Source organism: Arthrobacter sp. MMS24-S77 (assembly GCF_054888235.1).
In genome coordinates, this window is record NZ_JBTZRN010000001.1 from 4,499,405 (window position 1) to 4,516,495 (window position 17,091).

12 protein-coding genes and 1 pseudogene are annotated in these 17,091 nt (G+C 64.6%); 6 read left to right on the plus strand and 7 right to left on the minus strand.

All coding sequences use genetic code 11. From position 1 onward, the window contains the following. The first annotated feature begins 72 nt into the window (after positions 1 to 72). Positions 73 to 1,932, plus strand: coding sequence for an ABC transporter ATP-binding protein (locus ACX5I4_RS20820; protein ID WP_461838354.1), 1,860 nt, complete (start codon positions 73 to 75; stop codon positions 1,930 to 1,932). On the opposite strand, the gene ACX5I4_RS20825 is transcribed toward ACX5I4_RS20820, so the two are convergent. The 7 genes and pseudogenes from ACX5I4_RS20825 to ACX5I4_RS20855 form a co-directional block, all read right to left on the minus strand. Then, positions 1,922 to 2,599, minus strand: coding sequence for a response regulator (locus ACX5I4_RS20825; RefSeq protein WP_461838355.1), 678 nt, complete (start codon positions 2,597 to 2,599; stop codon positions 1,922 to 1,924). The genes ACX5I4_RS20820 and ACX5I4_RS20825 overlap by 11 nt on opposite strands. Then, positions 2,596 to 5,246, minus strand: a pseudogene (locus ACX5I4_RS20830) (ATP-binding protein). Before ACX5I4_RS20830 ends, ACX5I4_RS20825 begins: the two are co-directional and overlap by 4 nt. 92 nt (positions 5,247 to 5,338) lie before the next feature. Next, on the minus strand, positions 5,339 to 5,950 hold the full coding sequence (gene kdpC, locus ACX5I4_RS20835; RefSeq protein ID WP_461838356.1) for a K(+)-transporting ATPase subunit C: 612 nt from the start codon (positions 5,948 to 5,950) through the stop codon (positions 5,339 to 5,341). A gap of 8 nt (positions 5,951 to 5,958) precedes the next feature. Continuing rightward, positions 5,959 to 8,097 carry a potassium-transporting ATPase subunit KdpB gene (gene kdpB, locus ACX5I4_RS20840; RefSeq protein ID WP_461838357.1) on the minus strand — a complete coding sequence of 713 codons (2,139 nt, stop codon included), beginning with the start codon at positions 8,095 to 8,097 and terminating at the stop codon, positions 5,959 to 5,961. Next, positions 8,094 to 9,761, minus strand: a complete 1,668-nt coding sequence (gene kdpA, locus ACX5I4_RS20845; protein WP_461838358.1) for a potassium-transporting ATPase subunit KdpA — start codon at positions 9,759 to 9,761, stop codon at positions 8,094 to 8,096. The genes kdpB and kdpA overlap by 4 nt, the downstream gene beginning before the upstream one ends. Before the next feature lie 6 nt (positions 9,762 to 9,767). Beyond that, positions 9,768 to 9,866 carry a potassium-transporting ATPase subunit F gene (locus ACX5I4_RS20850; RefSeq protein ID WP_461838359.1) on the minus strand — a complete coding sequence of 33 codons (99 nt, stop codon included), beginning with the start codon at positions 9,864 to 9,866 and terminating at the stop codon, positions 9,768 to 9,770. A 468-nt stretch (positions 9,867 to 10,334) separates the two neighbouring features. Beyond that, positions 10,335 to 11,369, minus strand: coding sequence for a LacI family DNA-binding transcriptional regulator (locus tag ACX5I4_RS20855; RefSeq protein ID WP_461838360.1), 1,035 nt, complete (start codon positions 11,367 to 11,369; stop codon positions 10,335 to 10,337). A gap of 286 nt (positions 11,370 to 11,655) precedes the next feature. Between ACX5I4_RS20855 and ACX5I4_RS20860 the strand changes: the two genes are divergently transcribed. From ACX5I4_RS20860 to ACX5I4_RS20880, 5 genes are read left to right on the plus strand one after another with little or no spacing between them, the layout of a single operon-like run. Continuing rightward, a complete protein-coding gene (locus ACX5I4_RS20860; protein ID WP_461838361.1) occupies positions 11,656 to 12,975 on the plus strand; it encodes an extracellular solute-binding protein in 1,320 nt (439 codons plus the stop codon). 3 nt (positions 12,976 to 12,978) lie between these two features. Then, positions 12,979 to 13,881 carry a carbohydrate ABC transporter permease gene (locus ACX5I4_RS20865; protein ID WP_461838362.1) on the plus strand — a complete coding sequence of 301 codons (903 nt, stop codon included), beginning with the start codon at positions 12,979 to 12,981 and terminating at the stop codon, positions 13,879 to 13,881. After that, complete coding sequence (locus ACX5I4_RS20870; RefSeq protein WP_461838363.1) at positions 13,881 to 14,804, plus strand: carbohydrate ABC transporter permease; 924 nt, start codon at positions 13,881 to 13,883, stop codon at positions 14,802 to 14,804. The genes ACX5I4_RS20865 and ACX5I4_RS20870 overlap by 1 nt, the downstream gene beginning before the upstream one ends. A gap of 34 nt (positions 14,805 to 14,838) precedes the next feature. Beyond that, entirely contained in the window at positions 14,839 to 16,047 is a 1,209-nt protein-coding gene (locus ACX5I4_RS20875; protein WP_461838364.1) for a Gfo/Idh/MocA family protein, read from the plus strand. A 12-nt stretch (positions 16,048 to 16,059) separates the two neighbouring features. Then, the gene (locus ACX5I4_RS20880) at positions 16,060 to 17,064 is read left to right on the plus strand and encodes a sugar phosphate isomerase/epimerase family protein (RefSeq protein WP_461838365.1); all 1,005 of its coding nucleotides are present in this window, start codon (positions 16,060 to 16,062) and stop codon (positions 17,062 to 17,064) included. The last annotated feature ends 27 nt before the right edge of the window (positions 17,065 to 17,091 follow it).

Consider the following 17,091-nt stretch of genomic DNA (forward strand, 5'->3'; position numbering starts at 1 on the left):
CCACATAGTGAGGTAGCCTCTGTATTACCAAAGCGCGATTCCCGCGCACGTTCACCACTGGAGGTGGTGCTCATGACGGAGAACATCCTCACCCACAATCCCCATCGACCGCGCCCGGGCGCCCGAAATCCCGGCCGCGGCCCCGCCCGCCTCAATCCCGCCGACCGCACCCAGTTGAAACAGCATCCCGTGAGCCTCAAACGGATCGCCGGGCTGTTCACCCCGCACAAGGCGACCATCGCCGTCGTCGTGCTTCTCATCAGCGCTTCAAGCATCATCGGCCTGGCGCAGCCGTTCCTGGTCCGCCACATCATCGACGTCGCGCTGCCCGGCAAGGATCTGCCACTGCTCGCGTGGCTGGCCGCCGGATTGATCGCCGTGGCCGCCGCAACCGCGCTCATTGGCGTGGTGCAAACCTGGATGACCACGGGTATGGGACAGAAGATCATGCACACACTGCGCACGCGCTTGTTCACACACTTGCAGCAGCAGTCACTCGGATTCTTCACCCGGACCCGCAGCGGCGAGGTGCAGTCGCGCTTGAACAACGACATTTCCGGCCTGCAGCAGGTCATCACCTCCACCGCCACGGGTGTCGCTTCCAACCTGACCACGGCCATTGCCACGGCGATAGCGATGGTGGCCATTTCCCCCGGGCTCTCGCTCCTGTCGCTGATTGTGGTTCCGCCGGCGGTCTGGTTCTCCCGCCGGGTGGCCCTCCTCCGGCGGGACATCACGTCCACGCTGCAGGGCGAATTGGCCACCATGAACACGCAAGTCGAAGAAGGGCTGTCGGTCTCCGGCGTCCGGCTCTCCAAAACCCTCGGAACCACCAAGCGCGACGCCCACCGCTACACGGAAAGCTCCAAACGGCTGATCGGCCTGGAGATGCGCTCCCAGTTGGCCGGACGCTGGCGGATGTCCACCATGGGCATCATCTTCTCGGCCATTCCGGCGCTGATCTACCTGGCTGCCGGGTTGCCCGCCACCAGAGGCGGCATGACCATCGGCACCCTGGTGGCGTTCACCGCACTGCAGGGCGCCATCTTCCGCCCCGTCATGAGCCTGCTGGACCTCGGCGTCCAATGGGTCACCGCGATGGCCCTGTTCAGCCGCATCTTTGAGTACCTGGACTTGACCCCCGAGATCACTGCCCCGGCACGGCCCATCCCGCTGGACCCGGCCGCAGTGCGCGGCGAGGTTCGCTTTGAGGGCGTCCGTTTCGCGTACGACGGCGGCACTGACGTTTTGCTCGGCATCGACCTTGCGCTCCCGGCCGGCACCAGCACGGCAATCGTGGGCCCCACCGGCTCCGGAAAATCGACGCTGGGCTCGCTGGTCCCTCGCCTGCATGACGCCACCGCCGGGCGGATCACCATCGACGGCGTGGACGTGCGTGACATCGCACCGGAGGACCTGACGAAAATCGTGGGTGTGGTGTCCCAGGAGACGTACCTGATTCACGACAGCATCCGGGAAAACCTGCTGCTAGCCGCCCCCGACGCAGACGACGCAGTCCTCTGGAGCGCGCTGGCCTCGGCACAGATCGCGGACCTGATCGCAAGCTTGCCCGACGGCCTGGACACCATGGTCGGCGCCCGGGGCCACCGCTTCTCCGGAGGAGAACAGCAGCGCTTGGCGATTGCCCGAACCATCCTGCGCAATCCGAAAGTGCTGGTCCTCGACGAAGCTACCTCCGCCCTGGACAACGCAACCGAGGCCCATGTCCAGGCGGCGCTCGACCGGCTGGCCGTCGGCCGGACTACGCTCACCATCGCCCACAGGCTCTCCACCGTGGAGAAAGCCGATCAGCTGGCGGTCCTGGCCGGGGGTTCGATCGTCGAGGTCGGATCGCCCGGCGAGCTGCGCGATGCCGGCGGCGAGTATGCGCGGCTTGTCGAGGCAGGAGAGACCATGGAGTTCACGGCATGAACCGGTACCCGATCCCTACCTCGGTGATCAAGTGGCGCGGGTTTCCCGGCTCCGGTTCAAGTTTCCGCCTGAGCTGCGCCATGTACACGCGTAAGTAGTTGGCCTCCTTGGCATAGGCCGGCCCCCAGACCTCGCTGAGGAGCTGCTGCTGGGTGATCAGCTTCTCCGGATTCCGTACGAACAGATCCAGGATCCTCCACTCGGTCGGCGTCAGCCGGACGTCTTCGCCGTCGCGCGTCACGCGCCTCATGGCCAGGTCCACCGTGAACGAGTCGGTGACCAGCACGGGCAGCTCTTCCCCCGGATCCGCGGTGCGCCGCAGGATCGCCCGGAGGCGCGCCAGCAACTCGTCGAGCCCGAACGGCTTGGTGATGTAGTCGTCCGCGCCGGCGTCGAGTGCTTCAACTTTGTCATCGGAGCCATGGCGGGCGGACAGCACGAGGATGGGCACGCTGCTCCAAGCCCGCAGCCGGGTGATGACCGTGGTTCCGTCGATATCCGGCAACCCCAGGTCAAGGATCAAGACACCCACGGGATGCTGGGCGGCAGAGCGCAAGGCCGATTCGCCGTCGGACGCGGTAGCCACGGTGTAACCGTGGGCTTGAAGCGTAATCCGCAAGGCCTTGACGATATGGGGATCGTCGTCCACCACCAAGACGTTGCTCATCTCGCCTCCCCGGAGGCGCTACCTGGACTGCCCGACGGCGGCATGTGGCGGCGCTCCATGAGCACCGATTGCGCTTCCAAGGGAGCTTCCGCCTCCCCGTGCGGGAACGCGGCACCCGTAGACAGTGGCAGCCGGACGACCATGGTCAGTCCGCCACCCGGAGTCTCTTCCGCGGTGAGCGTGCCTCCCATCGCTTCCGTGAATCCCTTGGCCACGGCGAGGCCAAGGCCAACCCCGGTGGTGGAGGGGACGTCGTTGAGCCGCTGGAACGGCTGGAACATCCTGACAACACTTTCGGCTGGAACTCCCTGGCCGTGGTCGATGATGCGCAGTTCTCCGGACGGCCTTCCGTTCAGGGTTGAGGAGCTGAGCCCGCCGGCGGCACCCACGAGCACCACATCCGAGTCCCGGGCGTATTTGATGGCATTCTCCACAATGTTGGCTATGACGCGTTCCAGCATCCCGGCGTCGGCGTCGATCTCCGGCATGTTTCCGGGAAGGTCGACGCGCACCCTCCCCGGGGGTATGCCATGCAGGGCGGCCGGAATCACTTCGTACCAGCGCACCGGACGGATGAGCGCGTTCACCGAGTCCGAGGTAATGCGGGACATGTCCAGGAGATTCCCCACCAGGACGTCGAGTCTGTCCGAGCACTCCTCGATGGTTGCCAACAGTTCCTGCTCCTCCTCCGGCGTGTAGTGGACGTTGCTTTGCCGCAAGCCGCCCACGGCCAACTTGATCCCGGCCAGCGGAGTCCGGAGGTCATGCGAGACGGCCCGGAGGATAGAGGTGCGCATGGTGTTGCTCTCCGCCAAGCGCCTGACTTCACGGCGGCTGGCCGCCAATTGCCGCCGTTCGAGCTGGGCCGAAAGGTGGGCGCCGAAAGCGCTGAGGAGCCGGCGGTCGCTCGCGGGCAGGATGCGGCCGGACAGGACCAGCCGGGTTCCGGCGTCGATCTGTTCGGTGTTGTCGCCGCCGTCGGACGATATGGGCGCGACCTCCCCTGCTTTGGCGACAAGCCGCCAGCCACCACTCCCTGTACTGGCACCCCCAGCCGGGCTCCCGGCCCGGTACAGTGCCGCGCCGCGCATCTGGAACACGTCCAGCGCCTGCTTCAAGAGTCCTTCCACAGTGTCCTCCGCGCTCGACGCCCCACGGGTGAGGTCGCCCAGGGTGGTGGCCTCCGCCCTCGCCCGGGCAGCCTCCTTGGAACGCCTGGCCGAGACGTCCACCACGGCGGCAACAGCGGCTGAAACACCCACGAAAACCAGCAACGCCAGGAGATTTTCGGGGTCGCTGATGGTGAGGGTGCCCACCGGCGGAGTGGAGAAGTAGTTCACCAGCAGGCTGCTCCACAGGGCGCCGAGGAGGGCCGGCCACAATCCGCCGACCAAGGCCACGGCAACCGAGCCCGTCAGCTGCACAAGCACGGCCGTCGCAATGTTATGGGAAGGACTCGCGGCCAAGAGGAACTGCAGCAGGGCCGGCAGAATCACGGCCAGCGCAAAACCGATCGTCACCCTCGCACGGCCAAGGTCCCGCTGCCGCGGACGGTCGACTCCCCGGCCGCCCAGGGGATGCGAAACCATGTGCACGTCGATGTCGCCGGAGTCGCGCACTACCCGGTTGCCGATCCCCCGGCCAGTCAGCCTGCCAACCAGCGATCGACGCCGGGAAATCCCGACGACGATCTGCGTCGCGTTCACGCTGCGGGCGAAGTCAAGCAAGGCTTTGGCCGGGTCCTCCCCTGCCACCGTGTGGTAGCTGCCGCCCAAATCCCGGACCAGCAATCGCTGGGCTTCCAACGCTTGCGGAGATTCCGAGGCAACGCCGTCGGCGGCGCGGACGTGAACGGCGAGCAAGTCGCCGCCGTTGACCCGCTTGAGGATGCGTGCGGCACGCCGGACGAGGACCTCCCCCTCGGGCCCTCCTGTGAGGCCAATGACGATCCGTTCCCGGGCGGGCCAGCTCGCCTCGATTCCCTGCTCCGAACGGTACTTCGCGAGCCCTTCGTCCACTCGATCAGCCAGCCAGAGCAGGGCCAGTTCCCGCAGCGCGGTCAGGTTGCCGAGCCGGAAATAGTTGGACAGCGCTGCGTCGATCTTGTCAGCGGAATAGATCTTGCCGTCGCCCAACCGTTGCCGCAGCAGCTCCGGTGAGATGTCCACAAGGTGGATCTGGTCGGCGCGCCGCACGACGTCGTCGGGCACTGTCTCGGCCTGCCGCACATCGGTGATCGCGCTCACGACGTCACCCAAGGAGGCCAAATGTTGGACGTTGACGGTGGAAAGGACGTTGATGCCGGCGTCGAGCAGTTCCTCGACGTCCTGCCAGCGCTTGGGGTTACGGCTTCCGGGGATGTTCGAGTGGGCGTATTCATCGACGACGGCGATGCGCGGCTTGCGTGCCAGGACCGCGTCGACGTCCATCTCTTCGAAGGTGGTGTCCCGGTACGCGATGGTGTGCGGCGGGATGACTTCCAATCCGTCCATCAAGGCACGGGTGTCGCTGCGCCCATGGTCCATGGCGAAGGCCACCACCACGTCCTCGCCACGTCCGCTCAGCCGGTGGGCCTCCTCGAGCATGGCGTAGGTCTTACCGACCCCCGGGCTGCCCCGAGGAAAATGCGCAGCGTTGCCCGTGCCATGTGGTCATTCTTTCACTTGTTGAACGCGCCGGTTCTTTGCGCGGGTCCTGGCCCTCCCGCGGATCCAGCCACGCTCATTTGGCGGGTTTCTTTCACTTGGTCGGCACCGCTGCGGCCACGTCCAGGTTCAACTCCGTGACATTGACGGACGGCTGCCCCAGGAAGGCCTCAAGCCCCGTGACCGTGCGCCGGTCCACCATTGCCTGAACGGTCCCAACACTCAGCCCGTGCGCCTTGGCCACCCTGGGCACTTGGAGGCGGGCGTAGGCCACCGAGATCTGCGGGTCCAGCCCGGAACCACTCGCCGTCACGGCGTCGGCGGGGACGTCGGACTCCTTGACCCCCTCTGCAGCAGCGATGGCGGCACGGTTGGCCTTGACGGCGTCGAGCAGTTTGGGATCGTTGGGTCCCAGGTTGCTGGCAGTGGATGCCCCCGGGTCCCACTTGGCCGCCGAAGGGCGGGCGTGGAACCACAGCGGGCTCTGGGCGCCGGCGTCGTTGGCGGAGACTTGCGCAATCAGCGCGGAAGCAGCGGGCTTTCCGGCCGCGTCTTTTACGATGGAGCCGTTCGCTTGGAACGGCGCGACGGCCTGCCCGATACCGAAAATCGCCAGCGGGTAGATCATTCCAAGGACCGCGGTGGCGAGGAGCAGGAACCGCAGGGCCGTTCCTGCTTGCCGAAGGTAGCCGGGAAAGGTGTTCATGGTTGCTCCTAGCCGATGCCGGGGATGAGGGAAGTGAGCAGGTCGATGAGCTTGATCCCGATGAAAGGTGCCACGAGACCGCCAAAGCCGTAGATCGCCAGGTTCCTGGCCAAGGCCTGCGTCGCCGAGACTGCACGGTATTTGACGCCGCGCAAGGCGAGTGGAACCAAGGCGATGATGATCAGCGCGTTGAAGATCACCGCGGACAGGATCGCCGACGACGGCGAGGACAAGCCCATGATGTTCAAGAGGCCGAGCCCTGGAAACGCTGCCGTGAACAGCGCCGGAACGATCGCGAAGTACTTTGCGACGTCGTTCGCCACCGAGAACGTGGTCAGGGCGCCACGGGTGATGAGCAGTTGCTTGCCGATGCCCACGATGTTGATGAGCTTGGTAGGGTCTGAATCCAGGTCCACCATGTTGGCGGCTTCCTTGGCTGCGGGAGTGCCCGAGTTCATGGCGACGCCGACGTCCGCCGCGGCGAGCGCGGGAGCGTCGTTGGTACCGTCGCCGGTCATCGCCACCAGCCGGCCTTGCGCTTGCTCTTCCTTGATGACTGCCAGCTTGTCTTCCGGGGTGGCTTCGGCAACGAAATCGTCAACGCCTGCCTCGGCTGCGATCGCCTTTGCCGTGATGGGGTTGTCACCCGTGATCATCACCGTCCGGATGCCCATCTTCCGGAGTTCGGCGAAGCGGGCGTGCATGCCCGGCTTGACCACATCGGCAAGGTGGATGGTGCCGAGGACCCGGGCTCCGCCGTCGTGCCCGACGCCGGCCACCAACAGTGGGGTGCCGCCCTGGGCGGAGATTTCCCGCACCTTGCGGTCCACCTCGGCGGGCGTCTGGCCGCCGGCGTCGGCGACAAACTTCGCGACGGCGGTTGCGGCGCCCTTGCGGATCTTCCGTCCGTCGAGGTCCAGGCCGCTCATGCGCGTGCTGGCGCTGAACTCGACAACCGCGAAGTCCTCCGAACCCTTCAAGAGCGCTGCAAGGTCCGGACCACCGACGCCCTTTTCCGCCGCGAGATCCACGATCGAACGGCCCTCCGGTGTCTCGTCGGCCAGGCTGGAGAGCCGGGCCGCTTCGATGAGTTCGGTCCGCTCGACGTCCTGGGCGGGGAAGAAGCTGACCGCGCGGCGGTTTCCGTAGGTGATGGTGCCGGTCTTGTCGAGCAGGAGGGTGGTGATGTCGCCGGCGGTCTCCACCGCACGGCCGGAGGTCGCCAGGACATTGTGCTGCACCAGGCGATCCATGCCGGCGATGCCGATAGCCGGCACCAGCGCCCCGATCGTCGTGGGGATCAGGCAGACGAGAAGCGCCACCAAGACAATCGGCGACGGCGTTGCGCCCGCCAGGGACGCGAACGGCGCCAGGCTCATGGTCACCGCCAGGAACACGATGGTCAGGGAGACGAGGAGGACGTGGAGTGCGATTTCGTTGGGCGTCTTTTGCCTGACTGCGCCTTCCACGAGCTTGATCATTCGATCGATGAACGTCTCCCCGGCTTCGGCCGTGATACGGATGGCGATACGGTCCGAGAGGACCTTGGTGCCGCCGGTCACCGAGGAGCGGTCGCCGCCCGATTCGCGGATCACGGGCGCCGACTCACCTGTGATGGTGGACTCGTCCACGCTGGCCAAGCCCTCGATGATTTCGCCGTCGGAGGGAATGACGTCACCGGCTTCGCAGATGACGACGTCGTTCTTCCGCAGTTCCGTTCCCGGCACCTCCTTGAGGGTGCCATCCGCACGTTGGAGCCTGGCGACAACGCCTTTCCGGCTGGCTCGGAGGCTGTCCGCTTGGGCCTTGCCCCGCCCTTCGGCGATGGCCTCCGACAAGGTCCCGAAGAGCACTGTCAGCCAAAGCCAGGCCGTCAGCGCGATGCCGAACACAGCCGGCTTGAGGATGCAGATGACCGTGCAGAGGGCCGCCCCAACGAGCACGGTGAACATCACAGGAGAATGGATCATCTGGCGCGGTGCCAGCTTTCGAACCGCGACCGGCAGGGCAGACCGGATGCTGGCAAGATCGAGCTTGGCTGGCGCCTTGGTGTGGTGCTTGTGCTCCCCGGGCGTACCCAGGGGATTGCCGTCTGCGTAGGTCTGGGCCGCTGTGTCCTTGGCGAATGCCGTGCTGGACTTGGTCATTTGAGGAGTCCTTCTGCGAGGGGGCCCAGGGAGAGAGCCGGGAAGTAGCTCAAGGCGGTCATGATGACCGTGACGCCGAGCAAGAGGGAACCGAACAGCCAGCCGTGGGTCGGGACCGTACCGGACGATGCCGGGATCCGGGGCTGTTTTGCCAGGGAACCGGCCAAGGCCAGCACCAACACGATCGGCAGGAAACGGCCCAGCAGCATGGCGAGTCCCATCATCGTGGACAGATACGGTCCAGAGCTGGTGATCCCGCCGAAGGCCGAGCCGTTGTTGTTGGCTCCGGACGTGAAGGCGTACAGCACTTCGCTGAACTGGTGCGGTCCGGAAGCAGGCGCATTGGCCATGGCGTCCGGAAGCAGGACCGTGATGCCGGCGAGCGCCAACACCACCACGGGCGTCACCAGGATGTACATGGCCGTGAGCTTCATTTCCCGGGGTCCGATCTTCTTGCCCAGGAATTCCGGAGTCCGGCCCACCATCAGGCCAGCGATGAACACGGAGACAATAGCGAGGATGAGCAGGCCATAGAGCCCTGATCCTGTGCCGCCGGGAGCCACTTCACCGAGCATCATGTTCACCATGGCGACGCCACCGGCCAGGGGCGGCAGGGAATCGTGGGCCACGTTGATGGCTCCTGTGGACGTCAACGTGGTGGCCGTGGCAAAGATCGAACTCTGGGCGGCGCCGAGTCGCTCCTCGAAGCCCTCCCCCAAACCTCCGGCAGCCGCCGTCGCGGTTCCTTGCGCCGAGGCGACGGCCCAGCCCATCAGGGCGGTGGAACTCAGCCAGAGCGTACCCATCACACCGGCCACCGTGTATCCCTGCCGCTGGTCCCCCACCATGCGGCCATAGGCATATGGCAGGGCGGAGGGGATGAGCAGGATCAGGAAGACCTGGAACAGGCTGATGAAGACGTTGGGATTCTCGAACGGGTGCGCCGAGTTGGCGTTGAAGTAGCCACCTCCGTTGGTGCCCAGGACCTTGATGGCTTCCTGGGAGGCGACCGGCCCGCCCGGGATCGTCTGGGTAATGCCGGTTGCCTGGTTGGTCACGTCAGTTGACCAGAAATTCTGCACGACGCCGCCGATCACCATCACGATGGCCGCGAGGGCAGCCATCGGGAGCAGCACGCGGAACGACGTACGGGCCAAATCCACCCAGAAGTTCCCCAGCCTGTGCGTCCGAGTTCGCACGATGCCACGGATCAGCGCGACCACCACCACAATTCCGACGGCGGCCGACAGGAAGTTCTGCACGGCCAGGAGGCACATCTGCGCGAAGATGCCCACCGTTGCCTCAGGGACGTACGTTTGCCAGTTGGTGTTGGTGGCAAAGGAGATGGCCGTGTTCATGGCCGTCCAAGGGTCCACGCCAGGCAGGGAATTGTTTCCGGGCAGGACGCCTTGGAGCCGCTGGAGCAGGAACACCACCAGGATTGAGACGGCGGAGAAGACCAGGACACTGCGCAGGTAGATGGACCAACTCTGCTCGGTGTCTGGATCAACCCCGGACAGCCGGTAGAACAACCGCTCCACGCGGGTCGATTTCCTGCCCTCGAACACGCGGGCGAGATATATCCCCAGAGGCTTGTGGACCAAGACCAATAGCAGGAGCAGGACGGACGCTTGGGTGATGAAGGAGGCAATGCTGAAAACCATCCGTCATCACCACTTTTCCGGGTGGATCAAGACGGCCAACAGGTAGCCGAAGAGACACAAGCCTGCAATGAACAGGAGCAGCCACATCACGGCGTCCGCGCTCACTGCCCGTTCACCGGCCCGTCGCTGTCGACAATTTTCCCCAGAAGGTGGGCTATCCACATCACGATCCCCATGGACACCACGAAGATCCCCACAACAGCCACGTCGGCCACTGGAACGTCCTTTCATCCGCGCCCCGTTTGCGGGGCTGATGTCAGTCAACTCCTCGGCATACGGCGAAAAGCCGTTTCTAACGGTTCCTTAACACGGTGCCGGCTTATCTTGACGCGGTCTTAATACCGGGCGTCAATGCCCCGGCCTGATGCCCGACGGCGGCGGGTCACTTTGGCGTCGTCGGAACCCTGCAAAGGTGAGCGAGCGTTCGGGAAAACAACCACATAAGTGAGCGAGCGTCAGATGGTGCGGACGCTCGCTCACTTATGCGCCACAAAAGCACGATCCTCGATCAGATATACGGCCTCAAACCCAAACGCTCGCTCACAAGAGGCGCCCGACCGGCCCTGACAGTACCTACGCCGGCGGCGCCGTGGATTCGCGGACTACCAGGTGCGTAGCAAGCTCCACCCGCCGCGAGTCCACCGCATCGCCACGCATTTGGCGCAGCACGAACCGCAGGGCGGCGCGGCCCATTTCCTGCAGCGGCTGGGATACGGACGTCAGAGGGGGCACTGATTCCTCTGCCTGGTAGGTGCCGTCAAAACCGACCACACTGATGTCCTCGGGGATGCGGATCTTTTGCCGACGGGCCTCGGCGAGCACTCCCAGGGCGATGCTGTCGCTTGCGGCGAAGATCGCGGTTGGACGATCTTCGAGCTGAAGCAGGGTTTTCATTCCCGCCACACCGTTCTCGGAGCGGAAGGGTCCTGACAGGACGTAGCGCTCCTCGACGGGCACCCCTTTCGCCATCAGTGCGGCCATGTAGCCGTGAAGCCGGGCCTGGTTGCACTCGGCGGCTTCCGGCCCACCCAGGTAGGCGATCCGGCGGTGGCCAAGATCCAGCAGATGGGCCGTGGCAGCCTTGCCACCAGCCCAGTTGCTGGCGCCGACGCTGACCACGTCGTCTGGAGGCGGGTTGAGCGGGTCGATGACAACGATAGGTATCTGCCGCCGTCGAAATGGATCCAACTGGGCCGAGCTGAAGGCCGAGGTCACCACGATCATGCCGCTGCGCCCCTCGTCGATGATCCGCTGCGCCCTCTGCTCGGGGCTCAGCGTCGATGCCGATTGCTGGCCGGTGATGTTGAGCAGGACTTCGACGTCGGAGGCGGCGGCGTGCTCCAGCACGCCATTGAGCACTTCCACTCCATACGCCGAGTTCAAGGTGTCGAGCACTACCTCCACCACAGGCCGCCGGCCGGCGATGGTCTTCCGCTGCAGCGGTGACTTGTACCCGGTCCGCTCCAGGGCAGTCAGAACCTTGGCGCGAGTAGCCGCGGCAACATCCTCGCGCCCGTTGACTACCTTCGAGACTGTAGGCATCGAGACGCCCGCTTCCCGCGCGATGGCGGCCAATGTCAGCTTGGCCGGGCGCTCGTTACTAGCCATGGCTCCCTACTCTTTCGAAATATTTCGTTTTCACAAGTCTGGGTGCCAACGCCCGCAGAGTCAATCATCATTTCGTAAAAGAGTTGAACTTTATCCACGAAAGTCCTTGACGGTGACTCAGGCCACAGCTAAATTTGCCTAACGGACCGAAAAGATTGTCGAAATATTTCGAGGATTCGGATCAAGCATATTCAGCGGCAGTGCAGCCTCGCTCCCCGAAGGCCGGACTCCCGAAACCAATAGCCGGGCAATCAACGTCGAGCCCGGAGGACGAATGGAATTGCAAATGGTAAAACTCACGTTGCGTTCAGCAGCGATCGCCGTCACTGCTGCGGCCGTATCGATCTCCCTCGCAGCTTGCGGATCCAGCGGACCGGCAAGTTCTGCAGGCAACGCCGATTCGGCCACCATGTGGGGCCTCACGGGCGGTAACCAGCCCGTGCTCCAGAAATCCATCGATGCATGGAACAAAGCACACCCGGATGAGGCCATCAAGCTCGACTTCTTCGCGAACGACGCGTACAAGACCAAGGTCCGCACCGCCGTCGGCGCCGGCCAAGGGCCCACCTTCATCTACGGTTGGGGCGGCGGCGTCCTAAAGTCCTATGTCGATTCCGGCCAGGTGGCCGACATGTCCGATTTCATCGCGTCAAACCCCGACGTCAAGAGCCGCTACCTGCCGTCCGTGCTCAAGAACGGCGTGATCAACGGCAAAACCTATGCCCTGCCGAACAACAACGTGCAGCCGGTGGTCCTGTATTACAACAAGGAAGTCTTCGACAAGATCGGCGCCCAGGCACCCAAGACCTGGGATGAACTGATGGCACTGGTCCCGAAGTTCAAAGCGGCCGGCGTTGCCCCGTTCTCCCTCGGGGGCCAGTCAAAGTGGCCTGACCTGATGTGGCTGGAATACCTGGTGGAGCGCATCGGCGGACCGGACGTCTTCGCGAACATCGCCGCGAACAAGCCCGGCGCCTGGTCCGATCCAGCCGTCAAGGAAGCCCTGACCAAGATCCAGGACCTGGTTGACGCCGGCGGATTCATCAATGGCTTCTCCTCCATCGCTGCCGACAGCAACGCAGACCAGGCCCTCCTCTACACCGGCAAGGCAGCCATGATCCTGCAAGGCGGCTGGATCTACCAGGGCATGAAGAAGGACGCGGCGGATTTCGTCAAGAACGGCAAACTGGGCTACATCACGTTCCCGAGCGTTTCCGGCGGCAAGGGCGATCCGGCCAACGTGGTAGGCAACCCGTCCAACTTCTGGTCGATTTCTTCCAAGGCCACTGACAGCCAGAAGAAGGCTGCGCTCGACTACGTCAAGAGCGGAATGTTCACCGACGCGGACACCCAGGCCTTGATCGACTCCGGAGCCGTTCCCGTGACCACGGGCATCGAGAGCAAGCTGGCAGCATCGCCGGACAAGGACTTCCTGAGCTACGTGTACGGCATGGCCAAGAACGCCCCGAGCTTCACCCTCTCCTGGGACCAGGCCCTTAGCCCCGCCCAGGGAGACGCTATGTTGGCGAACCTGGACCAGATCTTCCTGAAGAAGATCAGCCCCGATCAGTTCGTCTCAACCATGAACGCAACGATCGGAAAGTAACCAGTGTCCTTCTCTTCCGGTTCTTCCCGGCGGGTCCTTGAAAAGGGCCCGTCGGGGTGGCTGGCCGCACCAGCCCTCGTCTTCTTCCTCCTCTTCGCCATCATCCCGCTCCTTGGCGTGCTCTTCCTCAGCTTCACCAAGTGGGACGGGCTGGGCGAAATCAAACTGGACGGCTTGTCGAGCTGGACCACGGTCCTGACTGATCCTGTCACCGGCAACGCGCTGTGGGTCACCGCCAAGATCATGTTCTTCTCCTTCATCGTCCAGGCTCCCATCAGCCTGCTGCTCGGCGTCTTCACTTCCGCTTCCCAGAAATACCGTGCAGCCCTCGCGGTCCTGTACTTCGTGCCGCTGCTGCTCTCCTCGGCCGCCGTCGCTATCGCGTACAAGGCCCTGTTGGACCCGAACTTCGGCCTTGGCCCGGGCTTGGGCCTTCCGTTCCTTGCCCAGGACTGGCTCGGCAACTCGGATCTGGTGCTGTTCGTCGTCGTCTTCGTCATCGCCTGGCAGTTCGTGCCGTTCCACACGCTCATCTACCAAGGCGGCGTGCGCCAGATCCCGGCGTCGCTGTACGAAGCGGCCCAAATCGACGGCGCAGGACGCGTCCAGCAGTTCTTCGCCATCACCTTGCCCCAGTTGAAGTACACCATCATCACCTCCTCCACCCTCATGGTGGTCGGCTCGCTGGCTTACTTCGACCTCGTCTTCGTCCTCACCGGAGGCGGACCCGGCTACTCCACGCGGCTGCTACCGCTGCACATGTACCTGACGGGCTTCAAGGCCAACGACATGGGAGCCGCGAGTGCCCTGGGCGTCATCCTCGTGGTGATCGGCCTTGCATTGGCCCTCATCCTGCAACGACTCGGTGGCAAGAACCGCAACGCAAGCCAATTGGAAGGTGCCTGATGGCTTCCACAACCCAGCTTCCCGTACCGCCGGCAAGGCGCACCGCGCTAAGCAACAACCAAGACCACAATCATGGCCCCCGAGCAAAACGGACCAAAGGGCCCGGACGCTTCCGTCCCAACTATCTGGGCGGTCTGGGCGGTTGGCTGTGGTTGGCGGTCATCATCGTTCCCATCTATTACGTGGTGGTCACCAGCCTGAAGAACCAAGCCGGCTTTTTCACCTCGAACCCGATGATGCCGCCCACCGAGCCGACCCTGGACAACTACAAGCTGGTCCTGGACAACGACTTCGCCATGTACTTCGCCAACAGCCTGATCGTCACCGTGGGCAGCGTCGTGCCTGCTCTCTTGGTCTCGTTCATGGCCGCTTACGCGATTGTCCGCGGCAAGGGCCGGTTCCTGGCGTGGACGAACAACACGTTCCTCCTGGGCCTGGCGATCCCGCTCCATGCCACGATCATCCCGATCTACTGGATGATCACCAAGGCGCATCTCTATGACACCTTGTTGGCGCTGATCCTCCCGTCCATCGCGTTCGCCATTCCTATTTCCGTCCTCATCCTGAGCAACTTCCTGCGCGATGTTCCCAACGAGTTGTTCGAGTCCATGCGGCTCGACGGTTGCTCGGACTGGGCCATGATGTGGCGCCTCGCGCTGCCCATGACGCGCCCCGCCGTCGTCACCGTGGGCATCTACAACGCACTGGGAGTCTGGAACGGCTTTCTCTTCCCGCTGATCCTCACCCAAAGCCCGTCCACGCGAGTGCTCCCGCTGTCCTTGTGGACCTTCCAGGGCGAATTCAGTGTCAACATCCCCGCCGTGCTGGCTTCCGTGGTGCTCGCCACCTTGCCGCTGCTGGTCATCTACGTGGTGGCCCGCCGTCAGCTGCTCAGCGGACTGACTGCCGGATTCAGCAAATAGCCAACGCTCTTTGAAGAGCACGAAAGGAAACTCAATGACCACCGCAAAGCCCTTGCGCGTCGGCATGGTCGGCTACGCGTTCATGGGCGCCGCCCACTCCCACGCCTGGCGGACAGCGCCGCGGTTCTTCGATCTCCCGCTGGACCCCCAGCTCACCGCACTGTGCGGCCGGAACGACGACGGCGTCCGGGCCGCCGCGGGCAAGCTCGGCTGGGGATCGGTGGAGACTGATTGGCGCCGGCTCCTTGAGCGGGACGACATCGACCTGATCGACATCTGCACCCCGGGCAACACGCACGCCGAGATCGCGATCGCGGCCCTTGAGGCCGGCAAGCACGTGCTCTGCGAAAAGCCGCTGGCCAATTCGGTGGCGGAGGCAGAGCGCATGACGGAAGCCGCCCAAGCCGCAGCGCAACGCGGGGTGGTCTCAATGTGCGGGTTCAGCTACCGTCGCACCCCCGCGTTGGCGCTCGCCAAGCGGATGGTCGAGCAAGGCCGGCTGGGAACCATCCGGCACGTGAGGGCCCAGTACCTGCAGGACTGGCTCAGCGACGAAAACGCGCCCATGACCTGGCGGCTGGACAAGTCCAAGTCCGGATCGGGCTCCTTGGGCGACATCGGAGCGCACAGCATCGACGCCGCGCAGTGGGTCACCGGGCAGCAGATCACGGGCGTTTCCGCACTCCTGGAAACCTTCGTCCACGAACGCCCGCTGGCCGGAGACCTCGTGGGACTCGGCGGTCATGGCGACGTCGGCGCGGATGCGCCGCGTGGCTCGGTCACCGTCGATGACGCCGCCATTTTCACCGCCCGCTTTTCTGGCGACGGGCTCGACGGCGGCACTACTTCCGCGGGCGCCGTCGGGGTCTTCGAGGCCACGCGTTTCGCGCTCGGACGCAAGAACGCCATGCGCCTGGAGGTCAACGGCACCAAGGCGTCCCTCGCGTTCGACTTCGAAGACATGAACGTCTTGTCCTTCTACGACGCCGCCGAATCGCCCGACGCCGGATTCCGCCGGATCTTCGTGACGGAACCCGAACACCCCTATGTCGGCAACTGGTGGCCCACCGGCCATGGCCTTGGATACGAGCACGGCTTCACGCACCAGGTGGTGGACCTCGTGACCGCGATCGGCGCAGGCGAGCAGCCCTCGCCGTCGTTCGCGGACGCCTTGCAAGTGCAAAAGGTGCTTGCCGCCGTCGAAGGCAGCGCCGCAGAGTCCAGCCGCTGGCAGAAAGTCTAGGAGGGAACCCCGATGACAAGACCCATCACCCTGTTCACCGGCCAGTGGGCCGATCTACCCTTCGAAGAGGTCGCCCGGCTCGCCGGCGAGTGGGGCTTCGACGGGCTGGAAATCGCCTGCTGGGGCGACCACCTGGACCCCTACCGGGCCTCCATCGACGACGGCTACGTCCAGGAACGCCTCGACATCCTTGAGAAGAACGGCCTCAAGGTCTTCGCGATCGCCAACCACCTCACCGGCCAGGCCGTGTGCGACGACCCCATCGACGAGCGCCACCGGGACATCCTGTCCGATGAAGTCTGGGGCAACGGTGATCCCGAAGGGGTGCGTCAACGCGCTGCGGAGGCCATGAAGGTCACGGCACGGGCCGCGGCACGCCTCGGCGTCAAGACCGTCACGGGATTCACGGGCTCCTCCATCTGGAAAGCAGTGGCCATGTTCCCGCCCGCCTCGGAGGCGATGATCGAGCGCGGCTACCAGGATTTCGCGGACCGCTGGAACCCGATCCTCGACGTGTTCGACGAAGTCGGGGTCCGCTTCGCCTTGGAAGTCCACCCCTCCGAGATCGCCTACGACTACTGGACCGCAAAGCGTGCCCTGGAAGCTGTGGGCTACCGGGAGAGCTTCGGGCTGAACTTCGATCCGTCCCATTTCATCTGGCAGGACCTGGATCCGGTGATGTTCCTCCAGGATTTCGCGCCGAAGATCTTCCATATGCACGTCAAGGAATCCATCCGCCAGCTCAACGGACGCAACGGCCGGCTCGGGTCCCACTTGCCATGGGCGGACCCGCGCCGGGGCTGGGACTTCGTCACCGCAGGCCACGGCGACGTGAAATGGGAGCCAATCTTCCGCACCCTCAACGCCATCGGCTACGAAGGGCCCACCAGCGTCGAGTGGGAAGACGCGGGCATGGACCGACTCGTCGGCGCGCCGCAATCCTTGGCCATGGTCCGGAAACTCGCCGCCATCGCCCCGCCGGTCGCCGCTTTCGACGCGGCATTCTCAAGCCGCTGACCATTCGTTTTTCGGCTGTATGGCCGT

What these genes read in the sequence shown, in the direction of transcription:
- ACX5I4_RS20820 (WP_461838354.1), top strand. Translation starts at nt 73, where the DNA reads ATGACGGAGAACATCCTCACCCACAATCCCCATCGACCGCGCCCGGGC.
- ACX5I4_RS20825 (WP_461838355.1), bottom strand. Translation starts at nt 2,599, where the DNA reads ATGAGCAACGTCTTGGTGGTGGACGACGATCCCCATATCGTCAAGGCC.
- kdpC (WP_461838356.1), bottom strand. Translation starts at nt 5,950, where the DNA reads ATGAACACCTTTCCCGGCTACCTTCGGCAAGCAGGAACGGCCCTGCGG.
- kdpB (WP_461838357.1), bottom strand. Translation starts at nt 8,097, where the DNA reads ATGACCAAGTCCAGCACGGCATTCGCCAAGGACACAGCGGCCCAGACC.
- kdpA (WP_461838358.1), bottom strand. Translation starts at nt 9,761, where the DNA reads ATGGTTTTCAGCATTGCCTCCTTCATCACCCAAGCGTCCGTCCTGCTC.
- ACX5I4_RS20855 (WP_461838360.1), bottom strand. Translation starts at nt 11,369, where the DNA reads ATGGCTAGTAACGAGCGCCCGGCCAAGCTGACATTGGCCGCCATCGCG.
- ACX5I4_RS20860 (WP_461838361.1), top strand. Translation starts at nt 11,656, where the DNA reads ATGGTAAAACTCACGTTGCGTTCAGCAGCGATCGCCGTCACTGCTGCG.
- ACX5I4_RS20870 (WP_461838363.1), top strand. Translation starts at nt 13,881, where the DNA reads ATGGCTTCCACAACCCAGCTTCCCGTACCGCCGGCAAGGCGCACCGCG.
- ACX5I4_RS20875 (WP_461838364.1), top strand. Translation starts at nt 14,839, where the DNA reads ATGACCACCGCAAAGCCCTTGCGCGTCGGCATGGTCGGCTACGCGTTC.
- ACX5I4_RS20880 (WP_461838365.1), top strand. Translation starts at nt 16,060, where the DNA reads ATGACAAGACCCATCACCCTGTTCACCGGCCAGTGGGCCGATCTACCC.